Origin of the sequence: Roseibium sp. (assembly GCF_965229775.1) — a bacterium.
In the GTDB taxonomy this organism is placed as follows: Bacteria; Pseudomonadota; Alphaproteobacteria; order Rhizobiales; family Stappiaceae; genus Roseibium.
Genome location: NZ_OZ245929.1, coordinates 1,378,548 through 1,398,798, shown reverse-complemented (window position 1 = coordinate 1,398,798; position 20,251 = coordinate 1,378,548). Strand labels below are relative to the sequence as shown.

The window sequence follows — 20,251 nt, the reverse complement described above, 5'->3', positions numbered from 1 at the left end:
ATTGCTGCTGCGTCTATCGCAATCCTGCCGGAGAAGTTCAAGCTATTATTTTGCATTGCACCAAAAGTCGAAAGCGCAGATCTACCCGCTCAAACGGTTCCGGAGACATGACAAATGCGAAGAAATTTTTCCTTCATCCAATGGCCCGCGACCGCAGTCGCCGTGGTGATTGCCTGCACGGGTCCGAGCGCGAGTGCAGCGGAAATCACGAGCGCCTATACCAAGATCGATCTTGAGACATGCTTCCAACTGGAAAGCGCGGCGGAGGAGGGAACATTCGGCGGCAGCTGGACTTGCCCGGGCTATAGCGGGCTTCAGGTGCTTGTTTCGGAGGGAGACCTGCGCATGTTCGTTTCCTTCGGGCCAGACGCGGAGAACGAACCTGCCGCCGGCCAGACGCTTTCCCGCTTCAACACGATCAACGACACTTTGGAGTGGCGATTGCGGGACGGGGTGCCGTTCGCGACCATCCTCAGATGGTTTCCGAGCCTCGGCGAAGGCAAAGGGACCGGAAGCGTTCTCATCGTGACCCAGCTGAAACCCGGTGCGACCTGTCAGATCGGCAGGATCGACGCCCAGGCGAACCCCGGTGCCAACCAGATGAGCCGTGACCTGGCCGACACCATGGCCGGAAGCTCCGATTGCTCGCTTCCCCCGATAGTGCCGGGAAACAAGGGCATTTTTCAGTGATGCGTGCTGCCGGTGTCAGGTGTCAGGTCTTTCGGCCCGGCCAGCTGTAGATCGAGAGTTCCATACGGCGCCCGCCCATCCGGTACCAGGACTTGGCGGTCAGCGTGCCGCCAAGGGCACGGTAGAAGCTCCGGGCGGGTTCGTTCTCGCTCAGGACCTGAACGGCAAGCCCATGCAGGTTCCTGGACGCGAGCGTCTTGCGAACGCTGCCGAAAAGGGCCTTTCCGAAGCCGAGGCCCTGATATTCCGGTTTCAGGTAGAGTTCGTAGATTTCCCCTTCCATGCCGGTGTCGCGCAAACGGCATCGACCGAATGTCGCGTAGCCGGCGGGGACATCGGCAACGGAGACGATCTTGATCTCGACGCCGCGCTCCAGAGCGCCGCGCCACCAGCCGGTCCCGCGGCGTGTCACCATCTTCTGAAGGTCGACACCATGCAGAACGCCCCGGTATGCGCCGAGCCACGCCTCGCTGTGAATGCCAGCAAGCGCTTCGCAGTCCGCGGGCCGTGCCGCGCGTAAATCGATCAGATCCGTGCTCATCCTGAGTGAAGGATACAACAAGCCCGGCAATGGAGAAGAGGCAAATGTGCGCGCAGCGTCGAAAAGTGAGAAGCGACTTGTGTCGGGGTGACCTTTTCAGGTCATGGAACGCGCACTCCGCAAATGAAAAGGGCCGGCATAATGCCGGCCCTTCAGTTGCCCTGATGTTTGACTCTGTAAATCTGGCTGACTGGTAAGAACCCCGGGGGGCTGGGGGGCTAATGCATTCCGCGATTCTTACTGGTCACACCCATCAGGGTATGATCGAAATATGGGTAGTTAAAATGGCTTGCCAAGGGCTGGATTGCGGCAAAATCATGGAATTTTGGGCATTCTTTCAGGGCAAGTTACCGTTGCGTGACAACGGGCCTGCAATCACGCAAAAAAGGCCGTTCCACCTCACGCATTCGTGAGACGGAAATATGTTTCTGAACGCGCGGGCTTGCCATTAGCCCCAATTGCGACGCATCATGACAGGACGATGACCCCGAGGCCGGTCGCCGGGGCAAATTACGGGACACCGATCGAATGGAGGCGGAATGAGCGAAGCCGATGACAGCGCGTTTCAGCGCGGCGCGGGAACCAACCCGTCGCCGCTAAGCCAACCGGCTCTGCCTTCCAAACCCGTCGTAGCCTTCAACCGGAAAGAACTCGACACGATCCTTCGGCTTTACGGCCGCATGGTTGCCGATGGCGAGTGGCGCGATTACGCGATGGATCTTCTGAAGGACAGGGCGGTTTTTTCCGTGTTCCGGCGGACCTCCGAAATGCCGCTCTACCGCATCGAGAAGGATCCCAAGCTGGCGCGCCGCCAGGGTGCCTACAGCGTTGTCGGCGCCGGTGGCATGATCCTGAAACGCGGCCATGACCTGTCACAGGTGCTGCGCGTTCTGGAGAAGAAGAAACATCTGCGCGTGGTCGACGCCTGATCTGGCCGACAGCATCGATGTGCAGAAACAAAAAAGCCCGGCGTGAGCCGGGCTTTCTCGTTTGCATGCAGAGCGCTTATTCGCGATTGCCGAACAGCTGCAGCAGCATCAGGAACATGTTGATGAAGTCGAGGTAGAGACGCAGGGCGCCCATGACGGACTTCTTGGTGGCGACTTCGCCGCTGTCACCTTCGTAGTACATTTCCTTGATCTGCTGGGTGTCGTAGGCGGTCAGGCCGGCGAACACCAGAACACCGATGACGGAGATCGCGAACTGCAGGGCGGAAGACGCCATGAAGATGTTCACGATCGACGCGATGATGATCCCGATCAGACCCATGAAAAGGAACGAGCCCCAGCCGGAGAGGTCCTTTTTCGTGGTGTAGCCGAAGATGCTCAGCGCTCCGAAGGAGGCGGCCGTGATGAAGAACACGCGTGCGATCGAGCCACCTGTGTAAACCAGGAAGATCGAAGACAGCGAAATGCCCATGATGGCCGAATACACCAGGAACATGGTGCGTGCGGACGAAGCGCTCATGGACTGAACGCGGAACGAGAGCCAGAGCACCATTCCGAGCGGCGCGAGCATCACAACCCATTTCAGCGGGCTGCCGTAAAGCGTAACGCCAAGCTGGGTGAGCATCGTGCCGTTGCCCATGGTGGCAACAGCCGCGCTCTGATCGGAGGTCGTCGCCAGCATCATGGTTGCCAAAGCGAAGAATCCTGTCAGCGCAAGGCCGATGGTCATGTAGTTGTAGACGCCCAGCATGTAGGCGCGCAGGCCTTGATCAATGCCGGCCTCGGCGCGCGAGCCGGCAACGGTGTAGGCGCCTTGAGATTGACGGTCAAAGGTCGACATGGTTGTGTTCTTCCCCTTCTAGATCGATTTTTGCATGTACCATTACATGCAGCACAACTCCCTCAACATATGGGAAAATGCGGACACAAGCACAAGATCGATTTTCTGAAAAAATCTTAATCTTTCTGCTCCTGACCGCATTATACCGCATTATGCTTAAGGAAATGAAAGTTATTTCATTGCCTTGAGGCGGGACGCGATCTGCCGGTCGCAGTCGCCACCGGGATTGCGGACGATTTCTTCCGAGGCAAAATCAAGGATTTCCCGTTCCTTGTTGCGCATCTGTTCGACGGTCACGCCCGGTTTGAACCACTGCAGGACGGCATAGTCCCCGCCCGCATCCGTCAGGAACGCAACCGGTTTGCCGCCTTCGGTGATGCCCATGCGGCCTACGCGTACTTCCTCGATGGCGATTTCGCGTGCCTCGCCGTCAATGGTCATCTTGGTCTTGCCGACATTGAGTTTCTTGAGTTTCGATCCGTTCGTGCCAACCCAGTTGCCGAAGAACCGCTTGCCCTTCTTTTCAACGGACAGGCAGGAATTTTCGAAATTCGGGATCGACAGGCGAACGGCCGAGACCTCGACAGGTTCTTCGCCCTTGGGGGCCAGCGTGTACTTCATCGAGTTCTCACCCGTCCGGTACACGCGAATCCCGACAGGCGTGTATCCGCTGTCACCCATGGTGCGGCTGAAAAAATCGAACTGGTTTTCGTCATTGGTGCCGGCGCGGCGGTAGAGCCAGCGCTTTGGCAGGCCATCTTCGAAAACCAGCCAGTCGCTGACGACAAGCCCGCGCGGGCCCTCCGGCGTGTTCAGCTGCCAGACGCCGGTGTGAAACGGACTTTCGGCATATGCCGGCGCTGCAAATGGAAGCGCTGCCATCGACGCGACAATGCCTGCCGCCGCGATGACTTTCAGTGCTGACCGCTTTGTAATTTCAAACATGGAACCTGCCCTTCTTCCGTTCCGTTTCCCGAGCTATCCGGATAAACAAGAACAGCGGACCATGCAAGCAAGAGCGGGTTGCAGCAGGTGCGGAAAAACAGGGTTTGCCGGGCGGCCGCGTCCGTACCGGCGACCGCAGCCCGCGCCGTCAGAGATTGCGCAGGACGGGCGCCGGTTTTTCACCGAGGATCCGCCAGGTGCCGATCAATCCGAAACCGACCGTCAGGACAAGCGCAACCAGGGCAGCACCCGCGGCGGTGACCGGCATCAGAACGAACGTCCCTTCCATGATGCGCGTGATCACGAACCATGCCGCGACACCGCCCGCGACCAGCGCGAAAACGGCGGTGGTGAGGCCCAGAATGGCATATTCCAGGCCATAGGCCAGAATGAGCCGCGGCCTCGTGGCGCCGATCGTTTTCAGGATGACGGCGTCGTAGATACGGTTGCGATGGCCGGCCGCAAGAGCGCCTGCCAGAACCAGGACACTCGCGATCAGGGTGATGGAACTGGCACCGCGGATCGCCCATGCCAGCTGCGCGACGAGATCGTTGACCTGCGCAATCGCATCCTTGACACGCACGGACGTCACCGTCGGAAACGTGTTGGACACGATCTTCAGAAGGTCGAGTTCGGTTTGCGTCGGGACGTCCTCTTCCCAGCCGAGCGTCATGAGATGAGCATGCGGCGCGCCTGCAAAGGTGTTCGGCGAAAACACCATGACAAAGTTGATTGACAGGGATTGCCATTCGATATCGCGGAAATTGGCGATTTCTGCGGAGATCTCGCGGCCGAGGACGTTGACCGTGACCTTGTCGCCGATCTTCAGTCCAAGTTCCGTACCGGCTTCGGCGTCGAATGAGACGAGCGGCACGCCGGAATAGTCTTCCGGCCACCAGCTTCCTTCCGTCAGCTTGGAGTTTTCGGGAAGCGTGGTTTCATAGGTGATCCCGCGATCGCCGCGCAGAACCCAGTCGGAGCCCTCCTGGGCCGGTACGAATTCGTCGGACGGAATGTCGTTCAGGCTGACGATGCGCCCGCGCAGCATCGGCACGCTGCGTATCTCGCTGGATGGCGCTTCCGCGCGCAGCAGGTCGTTGAACGCATCGCGTTCATGGCTCTGAATATCGACGAAAAAGAAACTCGGTGCCTTGTCCGCCATTGTCGCGGTCAGTTCGCGACGCAGGTTGCCGTCGATCAGGGCCAGCGCGACAAGCAGGGACAGGCCCAGCCCGAGGGACAGGACGACGGATGGCGTCAGCGCGCCGGGCCGGTGGATGTTGGCAATGGCCAGCCGAAGCTCGGTAGAGCGCACGCTCGGCAGCCTGCGCGCCAGCATCATGATCACCCTGGCCACCAGCACGAGCAGGATGAAGGCAAAGGCAGATGCCGTGATGTAAACGGTTGCAATGAACTTGTCGTGGGAGAGAAGCACCGCGATGCCCGCCAGCAGGACCACCATGACTGCGGTCGCCGCCAGATAGCGTTTACGCGGGAGTTTCGTGCCTCCGGCGACGATGTCTCGGAAAAGGGCCGTTGGGGGCACGTCATGCGCGCGCCCGAGTGGCCACAAGGCGAATGCAAGCGCCGTCAGGAGCCCGTAGACGAGCCCGAGGCCGAGTTCGGCCGGATAGATGTTCGCCGCCAGTTGAACTGGTAGAACGTTGGCCAGCGCCGCAGCGGCCGCAAACGGTATCAGTGCACCGATTACGAGGCCGATCCCGATCCCGATCAGGGCGATCACCAGCATCTGGACCAGGTAGATCCGGAAGACGAAGTCGCCGGTCGCCCCGAGGCACTTGAAGCTTGCGATGACTTCCCGCTTGGTTTCCAGGTAGGCGCGGATCGCATTTGCAACACCGACACCGCCGACAACGAGCGCCGTCAGACCCACCAGCGTCAGGAACTGGGCGAAGCGCCCGATGCTGCGTTGAAGGCCGGGCGATGCGTTTGCACGCGAGCGAATCCGCCAGTCCGCCTCCGGCTGTTCGGCCTTGACCTGTTCAATCACGTTCTCGATGTCCGCAAGGTCCGGGGCCGGCGACATGCGCACGCGGTAGTGCCAGCGCACGAGACTGCCCGGCTGCACAAGGTCGGTGTCGCCGATCGCCGCATCGGAAATCATCAGGCGCGGACCGAATTCCATGCCGCCGGCCAGCTTGTCCGGTTCGGTCGCGATCACGTCCGTGATGCGGACGGTCGACCGGCCGAGGGCGAGTGTGTCGCCGATCTCAACATCCAGCCGTGCAAGCAGTGCCAGATCCGCAACCGCGCCCCAGACGCCGTCCCGTTGCGACAGCGCGTCTTCAAGGGACTGGCCGGACTGCAGGTCGAGTGTGCCGTAAAGCGGATAGGCGTTGTCGACTGCCTTCAGTTCGACGAGCGCCTGTTCTCCCGTATCGGAGCGCCGCGACATGGCGCGCAGCGTCGCAACGCGCGACACCGAGCCGAGCGTGTCCAGAAACGCGGTCTCGTCGGGTCCGGCCTGACGGTGGATCAGCGAAAAGGAGAGATCTCCGCCCAGAATTGCCTGGCCTTCGTTGGCGATACCCTCCGTCAGCGCCCGCGAAACCGAGGTGACGCCGGCAATCGCGGCGACACCCAGGGCGATGCAGGCGATGAAGATGTAGAACCCCTTGAGACCGCCCCGAAGTTCTCTCAGGGCGAAACGGCTTGCCAGTGCGAATGTCTGGTTGCCGGCGGCTGAGCCGGAAGGCACAAAGCCGCTCATGCGGTGACCTCTTCCTGCGCGAGGCTGCTCATGGCCGTTTCTTCCTCGATCTCACCGGAGCGGACCCGGATCATCCGGTCGCATTGCTCGGCGAGAGCGGGATCGTGGGTGACCAGGACCAGCGTTGTTTTGCGTTCGCGCTGGGCGCTGAACATCAGGTCGACGATCTGCGTACCGGTCGAATCGTCCAGGTTGCCGGTCGGCTCGTCGGCGATCAGGATTTCCGGCTCGACAACCAGGGCACGCGCGACCGCGACACGCTGCTGCTCACCGCCCGACATCTGCGCGGGGTAATGATGGAGACGGTGGCCGAGGCCGACCGCGTTCAGTTCCGCCTCGGCTTTCTCGAAAGCGGACGTGTCGCCTGCGAGCTCCAGCGGCACGGCGACGTTTTCAAGCGCGGTCATGTTCGGAACGAGGTGAAAGGACTGGAAAATGATGCCGACCTTGCGGCCCCTGAACCTTGCCAGCTGGTCCTCCGACAACGGACCAAGTTCCGATCCGGCGACATTGACCGACCCTTCGTCCGCCCGCTCGAGGCCGGCCATCACCATCAGCAGCGTGGACTTTCCCGATCCGGACGGTCCGACGAGACCCACCGACACTCCCTTTTCGATGTCGAGATCAATGCCCTTCAGGATGTGGACCCTGCCGGCGCCCTCCCCAAGCGTTAGATGAACGTTCTTGAGGGAAATCGCGGGTGTATTTGTCATCATCAGACCTTTACAAAGGGCTCGGTTGACGTCTTCCTGATCAACGTCCGCTCTCGACTTTTGAGCGCTCTGCGACCATATGGGCCTGATGTGGTTGGTCTTCCAGTCCTGAAAGAGTTTTAAAGTGAACCGTATCTGCCTATTCTTCAGCGCTCTGGTGTTTCTGTTTTCACCGGCAACCGTACTTTCCGCCGAGCTGAAGCTCGTTGTCCTCGGCGACAGCCTGTCGGCCGGATATCAGCTGGGGCCGGAGGAAGGCTTTCCCGAACAGTTGCAAAAAGTCCTTGATGAACGCGGATTTTCGGTCGAGGTCGTGAATGCGGGCGTTTCCGGGGACACCACGTCGGGCGGTCTGTCGCGGCTGGACTGGTCGGTCGGTCCGGACGCGGATGCGGTCATCCTCGAGCTTGGCGCAAATGATGCACTGCGCGGCATACAGCCTGACCTCACGCGCAGAAATCTGGACGAGATGACCCGGCGGCTGCGCGAACGCGGTGTGGAGGTGTTGCTCGCCGGCATGCTGGCACCGCGGAATCTCGGACCCGAATATGCCGACGTCTTCGATCCGATCTATTCCGATCTTGCAAAAGCTCACGATGCCCTGCTTTATCCGTTCTTTCTCGAAGGGGTTGCTCTCGATCCGGATCTGAACCTGTCCGACGGAATGCATCCGAATGCGGACGGGGTCGCCGTCATTGTCGACAACATCCTGCCGAAAGTGGAAGAACTACTGGCAAGAGCCCAGTCCTCCTGAGGGGCCGTCCGGCTCCCGGCCTTCCCGACGTCCTCGGGGGGCTCATTTCAGAACCTGAAGGAATGTCCGATGGAACAGCGCCGTCTCGGCCGCACCGACATGCATGTGAGCTCTCTTTGCCTCGGAACGATGACGTTCGGCGAACAGAACACGGAGGCCGAAGGCCACGCACAGATGGATTATGCGTTTGAGAAGGGGATCAACTTCTTCGACGCCGCGGAGCTTTATCCCATCCCGTCAAACCGGGAGACGCAGGGACGCACGGAACGCATCATCGGAACCTGGTTCGAAAAGACGGGTCACCGCGACAAGGTCGTCATGGCGACCAAGGTGGTCGGGCGGACAGTGATGGACTGGTTCCGCGAAAACGGTCAGACGGGCGAGCTGTCCCGCAGCCAGATCGAGTTCGCCGTCGACCGAAGCCTTGAGAACCTGAAGACCGATTACATTGATCTCTACCAGATCCACTGGCCGGATCGGAACGTCTCCGGCTTCGGTTCCAACCCCACGCGCTGGAAGGATGCCGAACCCGTCGAGAACGAACACAGCATCCAGTCCACGCTCGAAGTCATGGGCGATCTGGTCAAGGCCGGGAAAGTCAGGGCTGTCGGCGTCTCCAACGAGAGTTCCTGGGGAACGATGCGCTATGTCACCGCCTCGGAGCTGTACGACGTTCCCAGGATCGCCTCGATCCAGAACGCCTATTCGATGGTCAACAGGACTTTCGAAACGGGGCTTGCGGAAATCGCGCGCCGCGAGGACGTCGGGCTGCTGGCCTATTCGTCGCTCGCGCAAGGCTATCTGACCGGAAAATACCGCAATGGCGCACTGCCGGCCGGTGCCCGCAAGACCCTCTTCAACAAAATGCAGCGCTACGAACACCCGCGGACATTCGAGGCGGTGGATGCCTATTTCGAACTGGCGCAGGAGGCCGGTCTCGATCCGGCCCAGATGGCGCTTGCCTTTGCGAAGTCGCGCAGTTTCATGACGTCCGTCATCATCGGTGCGACCCGGATGGATCAGCTTGAAACCGACGTTGCGGCCGCGGACCTCGTCCTGAGCGGCGATGTGCTTGAAAAGATCGACGCCATTCACCAGCAATTCGGAAACACCGCGCCCTAGGCGTTTGCGTGCACACGCGCAAAAAGAGAATCAGTTTCCGCGCATGGTCCGGTTTTTCGCGTCCGATGCCTCGCCCGTCAGTCGCATGCACTGCGAATTTCGATTCTGCGTCAGAAGCTTAGATTTTTGTCTTGCGATTTTCATGAAGTTGATTCCTCATGGTTTTTGTCAGCGACTGCGGAGGGAGACCCCATGCCGCGCCTATTCACAGGCCTTGAGATTCCGTCCGAAACGGCTCTCATGCTTTCCATGCTCCGGGGAGGCCTCCGGGGCGCCCGCTGGATCGATCCGGAAAACTATCATCTCACTCTGCGCTTCATCGGAGATATCGATGACCGCACCGCCGATGAAGTCGTCGCGGCGCTGGATCGCGTTCGGCGCGAGCCGGTCGAAATCCGGCTGACCGGCCTCGGGTCCTTCGGAAACGGCAAACCGCACGCCGTCTGGGCCCGGGTTGAACCGACGACACAGCTTGCGGAACTTCAGGCCGAACAGGAGCGCATCCTTCAGCGCATGCATCTGCCCGCGGAACGCCGGAAATACATTCCCCATGTCACGATCGCACGCTGCAAGACATCCACCAACGAGGATGTCGCCAAATGGCTCAGTGAGCGGGGCAACTTTCAGGCGCCGCCCTTCGTTGCGGGACGCTTCGTTCTGTTTTCGGCCAAGTCGAGCGTGGGCGGCGGCCCCTATCTGGTTGAAGAGGCCTATCCGCTCGCGGCCTGATGCAGGACCGTTGCATAGACATCAAGGGTGCGGCGGCACATCGTTTCAACCGAAAAATTGCGGTGGACGTGGTCAAGCGCGCGCGCCTTCATCGCCTCCAGCATCCCGGGTTCCTGCGCAAGAACCGTGTTGAGCGCAACGGCAAGCGCCGTCGCGTCGTCCGGGACGACGCGCCAGCCGGTGCGCTCGTCGTCCGCGACTTCGGGCGGAGCCAGAACAGTTTCCGGAACGGCGCCGTGATCGGAAACGATGACCGGTACGCCGGCCGCCTGTGCCTCGACCGCCGCTCTTCCGAATGCTTCGGGCTCAACGGAAGCGACGACCGACACGTCTGCAAGCGCAAGGGCCGCCGGGACATCGCTGCAATGGCCGACCAGCCGGACCTGGTCCTGCAACGCGTTGTCTGCGATCATTTTTTTCAGGTCCGCGACATAGCTGTCCCGGCCCTGCGCATCTCCGGCCAGAATGGCGACCGGGTCCCTGTGACCCATGTCGCGCAAGTGAGCCATGGCCGCAATCACGACCTTCTGCCCCTTCCAGCCGGTCAGGCGCGCCATGTTCAGCACGATCGGTTTTCCGGCCGGCACACCCCAGCTGTCCTTCAGGGCCTGCTGCCGCAACGCACTCACACTGTCAGGGTCGAGGCCTTTCAGGTCCGAGCCGCGCGGAATCACGGTTATCCTCTTTTGCGAAAACGGATGCCGCGCAGAGATCAGATCCGCGATGAAGCGGGAATTGGCGATCACGGCGTCGCCGCGCGCCATCACCGAATTGTAGAAGGACTTCAGGGCGTTCGATTGATTGTAGGTGCCGTGATAGGTGGTGACGAAGGGGACGCGCGTGGCGCGCGCGGCGCGCAGGGCCGACCAGGCAGGTGCCCGGCTCCTGGCATGCACGATATCGACGTGCCTTGCCGTGATCAGATCCTTCAGCGCACCGGCGTTCCGGAGCATCGTCACCGGGTTCTTGGACTTGACCGGCAAGACGATATGCTCTGCGCCCGACGCTTCCAGTTCCGCAACCATCTGCCCGCCCTGGCTGACCACCAATGCCATGCCGCCGGCATCGACGATCGCCCGCGCGACGTCGACGGTTGTGCGTTCGGCGCCGCCCGAATTGAGGTCGGGGATCACTTGCAGGACGGTCGTCCCGGGCTTGAATTGATGCAATTCTTGTCTCCGGAGAGCTTTTAAGTTCGGTTCAGCCGTGTCAAAGGGCAGGCAGAAACGTCACCAGGGAATGAGAGCCATAATATGGGTGGACAGGAACCGCAATTCATTCAGGCCGGAAAAGGCGATACGGAACGCCAGATCGCGGTCGATGTCACCGATGGCGGTGCTCCGGCAGTGCTGTGGCTGTCCGGGTTCAAATCCGACATGACCGGCACGAAGGCGGAGGCGGTTACCGAATTCGGCAGGCGCACCGGCCGGGCGATCGTGCGGTTCGACTATTCCGGTCACGGACGCTCAGGCGGACGTTTCGAAGAGGCGTGTGTTTCCGACTGGCTGGAGGAGGCAGAGGCGGTGTTCGACCGGTTCTGCGGCAGCGGCGCACTTCTGGTCGGGTCGTCGATGGGCGGCTGGCTTGCGCTGCTGCTGGCGCTGAAACGAAGGCAGTCCGGGCTGGTCAAAGGACTTGTCCTGATCGCGCCGGCCGTCGACTTCACCGAGGAACTGATGTGGAAACAGCGCTTCAACGACGACATCCGGTCGGCAATCCTCGACAAGGGCTTCTGGGCACAGCCCTCAGACTACGGTGATGATCCCTATGTCATCACGCGCAGGCTGATCGAAGACGGCCGCAAGCACTTGCTCTTCGGGCGGGACTTGCATCTCGGCGCACCGGTCACGATCCTCCAGGGCGCATTGGACCCGGACGTTCCGGCAAGCCACGCGCAAAGGCTGGTCGAGGCGCTGCCCCGGGACGATGTGACGTTCACGCTTGTTCCCGACGGGGACCACCGCCTGTCGCGCCCGCAGGACATCGCCCTTCTGCTTCGCTCGATCGAAGCCGCGCTTGCAGGCCCTCGACACTCAGACCGGTAAGGTCTCGCGGCCGTTCTTCATGACACGGTACCAGGCCCAGAACAGCCTGGCCGCGACGGCGCGGTGGGGCGCCCATTTCAGCGCAATCCCGTCGAGGTCGCGCACCGCCGGTCTTTCTGCGAGACCGAGAGCATCCTGAACGGCGATCTGCAACGCAAGGTCGCCGCTCGGGAAAACATCCGGATGGCCGGCACAAAAAAGCAGAAAGATATCCGCGCTCCAGCGTCCGATCCCCTTTATCTCGCAAAGGGCCGCGTGTGCCTCGCCAGCCGGTTTTTCGGTGAGCCGGGCAAGATCCAGTCCGCTCTCGCAGGCGGCAGCAACGGCGCGCAGGGTCCTGATTTTCGGCCGGGAGAGACCGGCTGCAGCGAGGTCTGCGTCTGAGAAACACGCGAGCGTCTCGGGCGTCAGCGGCGATACGAGGGTGCGCACCCGCTCAAAGATTGCGGCCGCGCTGGCAACGGACACCTGCTGCGCCGTAACGATCTGGGTCAGGCCGGCAAAGTCGGCGGTCCGGCGGCGAAGCGGCAGAGCGCCAGTGGCCCGGGCGACGGCGGCCAGTTCCGGATGTGCAGCGATCAGCTCCGTCAATCCTGCCTGAACGTCCTCGTCGGTCTCAATTGATCTCATCTGGCGGGTCTCATCTGGCAGGTCTTGTCTTGCGCGGCGTCTCGGGAATGGTAGGTATACAAGCGGTCATGATTCATGTCCGCCTCCGCGTCAACCCGTTCCCGCCGCCTTCATGAGCAAGCCTGTCTTCCGTTTCGCCCCCTCTCCGAATGGACACCTTCATATCGGTCACGCGCTTTCCGCGCTTTTGAATGCGCGTGCGGCCGTGGCGCTGGACGGGCGGTTCCTGGTGCGCGTCGAAGACATCGACCAGGCCCGGTGTACGCCGGAGCTTGAAGCCGGCATGTTCGAGGATCTGGCGTGGCTGGGCCTGCCGCTTGACGAACCGGTCCTGCGGCAATCCGAGCACTTTCCCGACTACCGTGCGGCACTCGAAAGGCTGCAGGACATGGGACTGATCTATTCGGCATATCTGTCCAGAGCCGAAATAAGGCGCTTCGTACAGGATACCGAAGACAGCGGAAAACCCTGGCCGCGCGATCCGGACGGCGCGCCGCTCTATCCGGGCGACAGCGCGGTTCTCTCCGAAAGTGAACTGCGGAAACGTATGGACAGCGACGCGCCGTTCACGCTGCGTCTGGACATGCGCAAGGCGCTCGCGCGGGTCGGTGCCGGCCTCACCTGGCAGGAAGCGGGGTCTGAGGGGAAGGCCCTTTTCGGGCCCGCGGAAGCGGTTCCGGCCGATGCGGCAAGCTGGGGGGATGTGGTGCTGGCGCGCAAGGATACGCCGACCAGCTACCATCTCGCCGTGGTGATCGATGATGCGCGCCAGGGCATCACGGACGTTCTGCGCGGACAGGATCTCTATCAGGCAACCAGCGTCCACCGGGTTCTGCAATCCTTGCTCGATCTACCGGAACCCCGGTACCGGCATCACCGGCTTGTTCTCGGCCCGGACGGGCGCAAGCTCTCGAAATCGAACGACGACACGAGCCTCAAGTCGTTGCGCGAAGGCGGGCTTACGCTCACGGAGCTGCGGCGGCGCATCGGCCTTTGATCAGCGCCGTCAGAGCGCGCCATCGAACCAGTACGCCAAAAACGACGTCCAGAGGCTGATGGTTCCGATTGCAACGAGCGTGGTCAGGGTGATCGCGTTTGCCGACATCGCATGGCCGGTGCCGTAGCGGTTGGCGAAAATATAGGCGTTCACGCCCGTCGGACAGCCTGCGGCGAGCGTTGCGGCGGCCGTCCAGAGCGGCGGAAGCTGAAACAGGAAGGCAGCCGCCAGAAACACCACGGCCGGCATGATCAAGACCTTGATCGCGCCGAGCAGAAAGCCGGGCAGAATGTTGCCCCGCAGTCCATAGTGCACGAGGCTCATGCCGAGAGAGAGCAGGGCCAGAGGAAGAGCTGTCGCGGCAATGCGGCGCAGCACGTCGTCGCCGACTTCCGGTATGTCCAGACCGGTCTGACGCCAGAGCAGTGCGAAAACAACGGTGATGATGAGCGGATTGGCGCATACCTTTCGGCCGGCCTCAAGGACGAGCCTGCCGACCGGCGGCATTTCACTGCCGCTGTCGATCGCCGCCGTGCGCTCCATGGCGATGGCCGTGATGACAGTCATGGTGGCAAGATGAACGGAGATGATCAGAAGTAGTGGTACAAGCCCGCCATTGCCGTAGACGGCGGCAATGAGCGGCATGCCGACAAGCACGACATTGGAGTAGGAGGCCGAGATCGCACCGATCGCGCCGGCCCTGGCCTCGCGTCGAAACACCTTGCGAATGACCAGTGTCCCAAGTGTCCAGGCAACAGCGACACCCAGGAAGTAGCTTCCCCAGAGGGTCAGCGGAAATCCGCCGGACAAGTCCGCATTGATGAGGGAGCGAAAGATCAGGACAGGCACGGCGACGATGAAGACGAAGTCGCCGAGCGCTGCACCGATGGACTGGTTCAGGACGCCAAAGCGGGCGAAGCAATAGCCGATCCCGATCAGGAGAAAGACTGGGGCGACGATCAGGAAGGTCTGTGCAAGCATCCGGTTTCAGCGAGGCCTCGGGGGCGAAGAAGGGTGGTCGAAAATTGCCGTTGGGAATTGCTTTTAGGGGATTGGATCGCGCGCCGCTAGCCTTCAAAATGGCACTGACAAAAGACACTGGGTCTTCCCGTTTCCTCCGAATGCTGGAACCACGGTGATCCGATTGTTCCTGCGCGCAGAAGGAACCGGGCTTCATGCCGGACCGTGACGACGAAGCTGTCAAGCTGGCATTGCTGGCACATGATCTCAGGACACCGCTCGCTGCGATGCGGCTGACCGCGGAACTGATCGGTGCCAGGCCGCTTGACGAGGACCAGTTCGACAAGCTCTCGATCCTCATTCGATCGATCGATGCGCTGACGGCGATGACCGGTGAGCTTGTCGAGGCAGTCAGGTCCGATGAAGTAACGGAGACGCCGGAGCAGGCTGTGGCCGAGATCGTGCGGGACTGTGCAGAGCTGTTTCAGATTGCGGCGGAGGAAAAGGGCCTGGTCTTCCGACTGCACATTGAGCCGGACGCATGTGACTTCGTGACATCCCATGCCGCAGAGCTGCGCCGGATCGTAACGACGCTGCTGGACAATGCCGTCAAATACACCGACCGGGGGTCGGTCGACATCGACGTGACGCAGGAGGGGTTTTCATCCGACGCCCAAAAACGCGATGAACACGAGTGTGTCCGCATTTCGGTAACGGATACCGGGTCCGGGATCGACGCGGAAGAAGAGGCGACATTGTTCCGTCCGTTTTCGCGCGGCAGGCGCGGTCTTGAGACAGTGGCGGGTTCGGGTCTCGGGCTCTGGGGAGCCGCCTGTCAATCCAGCGAACTGGGGGCGCAGCTTCGCCTGGTTCGGCCCGAGGCGGGCGGAAGCCGTTTCGAGCTTCGCATTCCCGCGCAAAGAGGCGCTGCCCCGGTCCGCCGGCCTGTCCTGGACATTCCTCCCCGGGCGGAAAAGTGGACGGCAAAAGCCGCTGCACACGTCCTCATCGTCGATGACAACGAAACGAATTGCCGCCTCATGTCCGCGCTGATGGAATCGTTCGGATATTCCTTCGACGTGGTTCACTCGGGCGATGAGGCGCTGGGCGCAATAAGATCAAAGGCATATGATGCGGTGCTTCTCGACCTTAACATGCCCGGAAAAAGCGGGGTTGAAACCGCGCGCGAGATCAAGGGCGACCCGGCGATTTCGGATCTGCCGCTGATCGCCGTCACCGCGGCGCTGGAGTCAGTCGGCGAGACGCGGCTGCACGCTGCGGGTTTCGCCGACGTCATTGCAAAACCGCTGTCGCCGGCAGACCTGTTCGCCGCGCTGGAGCGCGTGCAGGACGGCGGATGAGCCTTCTGCCGCTTCGTGATCCTGACAGGAGTTTGCGGGCCGGCACCTGAGTGGCGCTACCCGCGTGCGGCCGTTTCCAATGCCAGTTCCAGCCGGTCATCGCCCCAGAAGAGTTCACCGCTTTCCAGAACGAAACTGGGTGCGCCGAAAATACCGCGCTCTTCCGCTTCCGAGACTGCTGCCCGCAAACCGATCTTGGTTTCCGAACTGGAGGCCTCGTTGAGCACCTGCGTGACCGGCGCACCTGTTTCCAGCAGAAGGTTGGCCATGAGGCCTTCATCCGAAATATCCAGACCCTGGCCGAATTCGGCGACATAGACCGCACGCGTAAACGCTCCGATCCAGGATTGCTGACGGCCACCATGGGCAATCCGTGCCGCGAGAAGGCTGTGCTGGGGAAACGGTGCGGGCATGGTGAAGGGGATGCCGTATCGTTCGCATTGCCGCTCCATGTCCTGCCACATGTAGCGGCCCTTCGCGGGATGAAGATTGAAGGGAGACGTGTCCCAACCCTGCTTCTTGAAAATGGGACCCAGCAGGAACGGACGCCAGACAATGCGGATGTTGCAGTCGCTCGCCAGGGTCTCGATGCGCATGGCTGCCAGATAGCTGTAAGTGGATGCGAACTCGTACCAGAATTCCACGGTCGGCCGCAGGTCCGCCTGTTCGGAACCTATGTCGGATTTTGCATGCATACCGGTCTGGCGGCTTGTGGACACCTTGTGATACTCCCCTTGAATGCCTGCCGGTCTCCGGGGCTTGGATGGCATCGCCGGATGCGTTAGGTCATAGCTTTGCAAGACAGGCTGCACCGCAACGACCTTGAACGCGAAACTCCGAACTGGTTCGAAAAGCAGTAATGACGCAAACCCTATCACACGAGAATAGTCCCAGGTCTCCGCTTCGCAAGATAGCCGGTTGGTGCAGGGCGCGCCCGATGGTCTGCGTCTCGATCTACATCGTCGCGGTTTCCGCGTTTTTTCTTGCCTTTCCGCGTGTCGATTTTCTCGTCAGCGGCCTTTTCTATTCGGAGACGGCGGGGTTCTGGGCTCAAAATGAAGCCTTTTTGCGAGATGTCAGACACCTCGGGCCGTTTCTCGTGCGCGTGATTGCGATCAGTTGCGTCGCGGTGCTTGTTCTGAAGCTCCTTGCACCCGGCCGGCCGCCGATCCTGCCGCTGAGACAGCCGCTGTTTCTGCTGACCACGCTCATCATGGGACCCGGTGTCCTGGTGAACACCATCCTGAAAGACAACTGGGGCCGTCCGCGGCCCAGGTATGTCGAGGAGTTCGGCGGTGACTTGCCGCATCAGCCGGTCTGGGTCATTTCCGATCATTGCGAGCGCAACTGTTCCTTCGTTTCGGGCGAGGCCTCGGCCGCGATGTGGCTTACCTCGGTCGCGTTTCTCGTACCGGCAAGCTGGCGCAAGGCGACGCTCTGTTTCGTACTGCCGCTTTGCGTGATCCTCTCGGCCAACAGGGTCGCCTTTGGCGGACATTTCTTTTCCGACACGCTGATTTCCTGGGGCGTGACGCTGCTGCTCATTCTCGCCGTCTACCATCTTCTCTACCAGAGGGTTCCGCCGCTGGTCACGGACCGGAAGATGGATGAATGGTTCACGGTAAAGGGCCGCCGTCTCCATCGCAGTCTGCGCCGCGCCGGACGTCGAGCAAAGCGTTTGCTTCACGGGATCCTGCAGCGGTTCTCGGAGCAGTGATCCCAACCGGTGCGCTGTGATCGATCAGGTGAGGTGCTCTGAATCCGCTTGGATCCGCTTTTTCCTTGGCCGGGTTCGTTTCAGAATTCTGGCGAAACGCAACGGGGACCGGTTTTCAACCCAAGTGATCGCATCGTTCAAGGGCGGCGTTGCGCGGCGGCGCCTGCGCAGGAGCCGCGCGGCGCTTCTGCTCGTTCCGACAATCACGATCAACCCGAGCGCAAGCAACGGCACCCCGGTCGGGATGGGCAGCCATACCGTTGCAAGTCCCAGCAACAGGAGCAGGGCGGCCAGGGACCACCAGAGGAATTTCATTGCAAACGCAGCCTCACCGTCGGGAACGTTACCCTTAGCGCAGGCTGTAAGAAGGATTTATGAAAACAACCGGTCAAATGCCGCGGGATTCGAACACACCCTTTTCAGGCAATGCCGGAGAGCAGTTTCTCGCACCCGGACCGGATCAGGCGGAATACGTCCTCAAATCCTTCCGGACCACCAAAATAGGGATCAGGCACGTCCATCGGCGGTGCGTTCAGCAGGAGGCGGATCTCGGCGCGGGGTGTCTTGCTGATGGACGCGAGGGCGGCCAGGTTGTCGCCGTCCATGGCAACGATCACGTCAAACCGGTCGAAATCTCCCTCGGTGACGGTTCGGGCCTGCTGATGCGAGATGTCGAGTCCGTGTCTGGCGGCAATGTCCACCGATCGCGGATCTGGTGGATTGCCGACGTGCCAAGTTCCGGTGCCCGCCGAATCGATAAGGAAATCTGAGGTCCGGCCGGCCTCACCGACGAGCCCGGAAAAAATGCCCTCTGCGAGGGGGGAACGGCAAATGTTGCCAAGACAGACAAACAGAACTTTGTGGGTCACCGCACTCTCCGATATCCTCAGGACCGACATCGTGCTTTTGCATGGCGGGAATTGCAATATCGTAGCGAAGGGTTGGACAGATGGTTGAACGACTGAAACCGGAAGATCGTGCCGCCGGGCTCCTGACCTTGCCGGACTGGCATCTGTGCGAAGGACGAGAGGCCATCTTCAGGTCCTTCAAGTTCAAGGATTTTTGCGAAGCCTTCGGGTTCATGGCACATGTGGCGCTGATCGCCGAAAAAATGAACCATCATCCCGAATGGTCGAATGTCTACCGAACGGTCGACATCACGCTTGCCACCCATGATGTCGGCGGCCTGAGCGAACTGGACCTGGAGCTTGCCCGTCAGATCGACAGCATCGCGTCCCGGGATTGATGTAACGGGGCTTCAGGCGCCCTTGGCGAGCAGGAACCTGTGACCGAACTCCGTTCGTTCGCTCGAAACGAGCGTGTGGCCGTTTTCCCGGCAGAAATGGGGGATGTCGATTTCGGCCATCGGATCAGTCGTCAGAACGACCAGCCGGTCGCCGGAAGGGATCCGCGACATGGCCTTGCGCGCCTTGAGCACAGGGAGCGGGCACTTCAGACCCTTCAGATCAAGCAGGGTTTCGGACACAGTAAACCTTCTTTTTTGCTGTCGCGTGGTTTCTCGCACATTCTTCGTACAAGGCATGATCTAGTTCAAAAGACAGATGGTTTCCATTCCTTCAAGGGCCATTAATGATCGTCTGATATGAAAGTGCCATGTGCATTTGTTCGAATCGCGCACGATCAGGGAGCGCCTGCATCTCGTTCTGATGCCGGATAGTTCGGAAGTGACATGACCACGAAACCCTGGCTGATCTTCGCCGCCGTTGCCTTGCTCGCGCTTGGGGCGACCCCCTGTGTCTCTGCCGAGACCAAGTCGATCCGGATCGTCACGCAGAGTTTTGCTCCGCTTCAATGGGACAATGACGGAACACCGGACGGCTATGTGGCGCAGTATATTTCGGCGGTGATGGAGCGGGTCAAAAAACGCATTCCGTTGAAGACTGCGTCGATCGAGTTCATGCCGTGGAAACGCGCCATGCTGACCGCGGAAAGGGTTCCCAACGTATTGCTGTTTTCGCTTTCCCGCACGCCTAAGCGCGAAGAGCAGTTTCTCTGGCTGGGCGAGGTGTCGCCCTATGGCCAGTATCTTTATCAGCTCAGGTCCAACCCGGAAATTGCAGCCGATACCGTCGCCGATCTTAAGGGCGCCGACGTGCGGATCGGCGTGCAGGACGGCGGCAACACGCATGCCTATCTCCGCGAGGCCGGACTTGAAACCTCCGGCCAACTGGTTCCGATCACCGACTATCGCCAGGGGATCGAAATGCTTTACCTCGGCAGGATCGATCTGCTGCCGCTCACGGGATTTCTGGCCGAGGCCTCCGCATGCCGGCAGGGATATGACGGCGACCAATTGCGGCCCGTCGTCTACATAGAAGACCTGGCAAAACCGCTCTGGGCCGTCTTCAGCCGCGGCACGGACATCCAGCTCGTCGAGGCGTTCAGGGATGAAATGGCGGCGTTGAAAGAAAGCGGCTATCTTCAAGAACAGATGCGCCGTCACCGGGAAAACTGGCAAAGCCGCGCGTGCGCTGGCTAGGTTGTTCACGCGCATTGCGTTCTTGAGA

The 20,251-nt window shown here is 61.0% G+C and carries 23 protein-coding genes; 11 read left to right on the top strand and 12 right to left on the bottom strand.

Annotation, left to right across the window (positions count from 1 at the left end; all coding sequences use genetic code 11):
- The first annotated feature begins 114 nt into the window (after positions 1 to 114).
- Positions 115 to 690: a hypothetical protein gene (locus tag ACO07N_RS06235; protein WP_421980194.1), complete on the top strand. Its 576-nt coding sequence runs from the start codon at positions 115 to 117 to the stop codon at positions 688 to 690.
- A gap of 22 nt (positions 691 to 712) precedes the next feature.
- Here the strand turns inward: ACO07N_RS06235 and ACO07N_RS06230 are convergent, their stop codons facing one another.
- On the bottom strand, positions 713 to 1,231 hold the full coding sequence (locus tag ACO07N_RS06230) for a GNAT family N-acetyltransferase (protein WP_421980193.1): 519 nt from the start codon (positions 1,229 to 1,231) through the stop codon (positions 713 to 715).
- Positions 1,232 to 1,770: 539 nt separating this feature from the next.
- Here ACO07N_RS06230 and ACO07N_RS06225 point away from each other — a divergent pair.
- Positions 1,771 to 2,160 carry a DUF2794 domain-containing protein gene (locus ACO07N_RS06225; protein WP_319384575.1) on the top strand — a complete coding sequence of 130 codons (390 nt, stop codon included), beginning with the start codon at positions 1,771 to 1,773 and terminating at the stop codon, positions 2,158 to 2,160.
- Between the two features lie 76 nt (positions 2,161 to 2,236).
- Here ACO07N_RS06225 and ACO07N_RS06220 read toward each other — a convergent pair whose 3' ends face one another.
- From ACO07N_RS06220 to ACO07N_RS06205, 4 genes are all read right to left on the bottom strand, one after another.
- Positions 2,237 to 3,019, bottom strand: a complete 783-nt coding sequence (locus ACO07N_RS06220; RefSeq protein ID WP_421980192.1) for a Bax inhibitor-1/YccA family protein — start codon at positions 3,017 to 3,019, stop codon at positions 2,237 to 2,239.
- A gap of 171 nt (positions 3,020 to 3,190) precedes the next feature.
- Positions 3,191 to 3,964: a hypothetical protein gene (locus tag ACO07N_RS06215; protein WP_421980191.1), complete on the bottom strand. Its 774-nt coding sequence runs from the start codon at positions 3,962 to 3,964 to the stop codon at positions 3,191 to 3,193.
- A 148-nt stretch (positions 3,965 to 4,112) separates the two neighbouring features.
- Complete coding sequence (locus ACO07N_RS06210) at positions 4,113 to 6,695, bottom strand: ABC transporter permease (protein ID WP_421980190.1); 2,583 nt, start codon at positions 6,693 to 6,695, stop codon at positions 4,113 to 4,115.
- On the bottom strand, positions 6,692 to 7,408 hold the full coding sequence (locus ACO07N_RS06205) for an ABC transporter ATP-binding protein (protein ID WP_421980189.1): 717 nt from the start codon (positions 7,406 to 7,408) through the stop codon (positions 6,692 to 6,694). The genes ACO07N_RS06210 and ACO07N_RS06205 overlap by 4 nt, the downstream gene beginning before the upstream one ends.
- A gap of 154 nt (positions 7,409 to 7,562) precedes the next feature.
- Between ACO07N_RS06205 and ACO07N_RS06200 the strand changes: the two genes are divergently transcribed.
- The 3 genes from ACO07N_RS06200 (at position 7,563) to thpR (ending at position 10,013) form a co-directional block, all read left to right on the top strand.
- Positions 7,563 to 8,162, top strand: coding sequence for an arylesterase (locus ACO07N_RS06200; protein ID WP_421984386.1), 600 nt, complete (start codon positions 7,563 to 7,565; stop codon positions 8,160 to 8,162).
- A gap of 69 nt (positions 8,163 to 8,231) precedes the next feature.
- The gene (locus ACO07N_RS06195; RefSeq protein ID WP_421980188.1) at positions 8,232 to 9,284 is read left to right on the top strand and encodes an aldo/keto reductase; all 1,053 of its coding nucleotides are present in this window, start codon (positions 8,232 to 8,234) and stop codon (positions 9,282 to 9,284) included.
- Between the two features lie 192 nt (positions 9,285 to 9,476).
- Positions 9,477 to 10,013 (top strand): RNA 2',3'-cyclic phosphodiesterase, encoded by a 537-nt coding sequence (gene thpR, locus ACO07N_RS06190; RefSeq protein ID WP_319384570.1) that lies wholly within the window; start codon positions 9,477 to 9,479, stop codon positions 10,011 to 10,013.
- Here the strand turns inward: thpR and ACO07N_RS06185 are convergent.
- On the bottom strand, positions 9,995 to 11,182 hold the full coding sequence (locus ACO07N_RS06185; RefSeq protein ID WP_421980187.1) for a glycosyltransferase family 4 protein: 1,188 nt from the start codon (positions 11,180 to 11,182) through the stop codon (positions 9,995 to 9,997). The two genes, thpR and ACO07N_RS06185, sit on opposite strands and share 19 nt — an antisense overlap.
- A gap of 84 nt (positions 11,183 to 11,266) precedes the next feature.
- On the opposite strand from ACO07N_RS06185, the gene ACO07N_RS06180 reads away from it, so the two are divergent.
- A complete protein-coding gene (locus ACO07N_RS06180; protein ID WP_421980186.1) occupies positions 11,267 to 12,058 on the top strand; it encodes an alpha/beta hydrolase in 792 nt (263 codons plus the stop codon).
- Here ACO07N_RS06180 and ACO07N_RS06175 read toward each other — a convergent pair.
- A complete protein-coding gene (locus tag ACO07N_RS06175) occupies positions 12,047 to 12,688 on the bottom strand; it encodes a DNA-3-methyladenine glycosylase family protein (RefSeq protein WP_421980185.1) in 642 nt (213 codons plus the stop codon). The genes ACO07N_RS06180 and ACO07N_RS06175 overlap by 12 nt on opposite strands.
- A 112-nt stretch (positions 12,689 to 12,800) precedes the next feature.
- Here ACO07N_RS06175 and gluQRS point away from each other — a divergent pair, with 112 nt between their 5' ends.
- Entirely contained in the window at positions 12,801 to 13,685 is an 885-nt protein-coding gene (gene gluQRS, locus ACO07N_RS06170) for a tRNA glutamyl-Q(34) synthetase GluQRS (RefSeq protein ID WP_421980184.1), read from the top strand.
- Positions 13,686 to 13,694: 9 nt separating this feature from the next.
- On the opposite strand, the gene ACO07N_RS06165 is transcribed toward gluQRS, so the two are convergent.
- Complete coding sequence (locus tag ACO07N_RS06165) at positions 13,695 to 14,666, bottom strand: AEC family transporter (RefSeq protein WP_421980183.1); 972 nt, start codon at positions 14,664 to 14,666, stop codon at positions 13,695 to 13,697.
- A gap of 194 nt (positions 14,667 to 14,860) precedes the next feature.
- Between ACO07N_RS06165 and ACO07N_RS06160 the strand changes: the two genes are divergently transcribed.
- Positions 14,861 to 16,006: a hybrid sensor histidine kinase/response regulator gene (locus tag ACO07N_RS06160; protein ID WP_421980182.1), complete on the top strand. Its 1,146-nt coding sequence runs from the start codon at positions 14,861 to 14,863 to the stop codon at positions 16,004 to 16,006.
- A 56-nt stretch (positions 16,007 to 16,062) separates the two neighbouring features.
- On the opposite strand, the gene ACO07N_RS06155 is transcribed toward ACO07N_RS06160, so the two are convergent.
- Positions 16,063 to 16,701, bottom strand: a complete 639-nt coding sequence (locus tag ACO07N_RS06155; protein ID WP_421984385.1) for a 2-hydroxychromene-2-carboxylate isomerase — start codon at positions 16,699 to 16,701, stop codon at positions 16,063 to 16,065.
- A gap of 242 nt (positions 16,702 to 16,943) precedes the next feature.
- Between ACO07N_RS06155 and ACO07N_RS06150 the strand changes: the two genes are divergently transcribed.
- On the top strand, positions 16,944 to 17,723 hold the full coding sequence (locus ACO07N_RS06150; protein WP_421980181.1) for a phosphatase PAP2 family protein: 780 nt from the start codon (positions 16,944 to 16,946) through the stop codon (positions 17,721 to 17,723).
- A gap of 24 nt (positions 17,724 to 17,747) precedes the next feature.
- Here ACO07N_RS06150 and ACO07N_RS06145 read toward each other — a convergent pair whose 3' ends face one another.
- Positions 17,748 to 18,038, bottom strand: coding sequence for a hypothetical protein (locus ACO07N_RS06145; RefSeq protein ID WP_421980180.1), 291 nt, complete (start codon positions 18,036 to 18,038; stop codon positions 17,748 to 17,750).
- Positions 18,039 to 18,142: 104 nt separating this feature from the next.
- A complete protein-coding gene (locus tag ACO07N_RS06140; protein WP_421980179.1) occupies positions 18,143 to 18,592 on the bottom strand; it encodes a low molecular weight protein-tyrosine-phosphatase in 450 nt (149 codons plus the stop codon).
- An 80-nt stretch (positions 18,593 to 18,672) separates the two neighbouring features.
- Between ACO07N_RS06140 and ACO07N_RS06135 the strand changes: the two genes are divergently transcribed.
- A complete protein-coding gene (locus ACO07N_RS06135) occupies positions 18,673 to 18,969 on the top strand; it encodes a 4a-hydroxytetrahydrobiopterin dehydratase (RefSeq protein ID WP_421980178.1) in 297 nt (98 codons plus the stop codon).
- A gap of 12 nt (positions 18,970 to 18,981) precedes the next feature.
- Here ACO07N_RS06135 and ACO07N_RS06130 read toward each other — a convergent pair whose 3' ends face one another.
- On the bottom strand, positions 18,982 to 19,209 hold the full coding sequence (locus ACO07N_RS06130) for a sulfurtransferase TusA family protein (RefSeq protein ID WP_421980177.1): 228 nt from the start codon (positions 19,207 to 19,209) through the stop codon (positions 18,982 to 18,984).
- Positions 19,210 to 19,413: 204 nt separating this feature from the next.
- On the opposite strand from ACO07N_RS06130, the gene ACO07N_RS06125 reads away from it, so the two are divergent.
- Complete coding sequence (locus ACO07N_RS06125; protein ID WP_421980176.1) at positions 19,414 to 20,223, top strand: substrate-binding periplasmic protein; 810 nt, start codon at positions 19,414 to 19,416, stop codon at positions 20,221 to 20,223.
- Positions 20,224 to 20,251 lie beyond the last annotated feature (28 nt).

Bases quoted from the DNA above. Each gene is read 5' to 3' on its own strand.
- ACO07N_RS06210 (WP_421980190.1), bottom strand. From the start codon at position 6,695: ATGAGCGGCTTTGTGCCTTCCGGCTCAGCCGCCGGCAACCAGACATTC.
- ACO07N_RS06160 (WP_421980182.1), top strand. From the start codon at position 14,861: ATGCCGGACCGTGACGACGAAGCTGTCAAGCTGGCATTGCTGGCACAT.
- ACO07N_RS06225 (WP_319384575.1), top strand. From the start codon at position 1,771: ATGAGCGAAGCCGATGACAGCGCGTTTCAGCGCGGCGCGGGAACCAAC.
- ACO07N_RS06135 (WP_421980178.1), top strand. From the start codon at position 18,673: ATGGTTGAACGACTGAAACCGGAAGATCGTGCCGCCGGGCTCCTGACC.
- ACO07N_RS06165 (WP_421980183.1), bottom strand. From the start codon at position 14,666: ATGCTTGCACAGACCTTCCTGATCGTCGCCCCAGTCTTTCTCCTGATC.
- ACO07N_RS06205 (WP_421980189.1), bottom strand. From the start codon at position 7,408: ATGACAAATACACCCGCGATTTCCCTCAAGAACGTTCATCTAACGCTT.
- ACO07N_RS06235 (WP_421980194.1), top strand. From the start codon at position 115: ATGCGAAGAAATTTTTCCTTCATCCAATGGCCCGCGACCGCAGTCGCC.
- ACO07N_RS06175 (WP_421980185.1), bottom strand. From the start codon at position 12,688: ATGAGATCAATTGAGACCGACGAGGACGTTCAGGCAGGATTGACGGAG.
- ACO07N_RS06180 (WP_421980186.1), top strand. From the start codon at position 11,267: ATGGGTGGACAGGAACCGCAATTCATTCAGGCCGGAAAAGGCGATACG.
- ACO07N_RS06195 (WP_421980188.1), top strand. From the start codon at position 8,232: ATGGAACAGCGCCGTCTCGGCCGCACCGACATGCATGTGAGCTCTCTT.
- ACO07N_RS06150 (WP_421980181.1), top strand. From the start codon at position 16,944: ATGGTCTGCGTCTCGATCTACATCGTCGCGGTTTCCGCGTTTTTTCTT.
- gluQRS (WP_421980184.1), top strand. From the start codon at position 12,801: ATGAGCAAGCCTGTCTTCCGTTTCGCCCCCTCTCCGAATGGACACCTT.
- ACO07N_RS06215 (WP_421980191.1), bottom strand. From the start codon at position 3,964: ATGTTTGAAATTACAAAGCGGTCAGCACTGAAAGTCATCGCGGCGGCA.
- ACO07N_RS06145 (WP_421980180.1), bottom strand. From the start codon at position 18,038: ATGAAATTCCTCTGGTGGTCCCTGGCCGCCCTGCTCCTGTTGCTGGGA.
- ACO07N_RS06155 (WP_421984385.1), bottom strand. From the start codon at position 16,701: ATGCATGCAAAATCCGACATAGGTTCCGAACAGGCGGACCTGCGGCCG.
- thpR (WP_319384570.1), top strand. From the start codon at position 9,477: ATGCCGCGCCTATTCACAGGCCTTGAGATTCCGTCCGAAACGGCTCTC.
- ACO07N_RS06125 (WP_421980176.1), top strand. From the start codon at position 19,414: ATGACCACGAAACCCTGGCTGATCTTCGCCGCCGTTGCCTTGCTCGCG.
- ACO07N_RS06220 (WP_421980192.1), bottom strand. From the start codon at position 3,019: ATGTCGACCTTTGACCGTCAATCTCAAGGCGCCTACACCGTTGCCGGC.
- ACO07N_RS06230 (WP_421980193.1), bottom strand. From the start codon at position 1,231: ATGAGCACGGATCTGATCGATTTACGCGCGGCACGGCCCGCGGACTGC.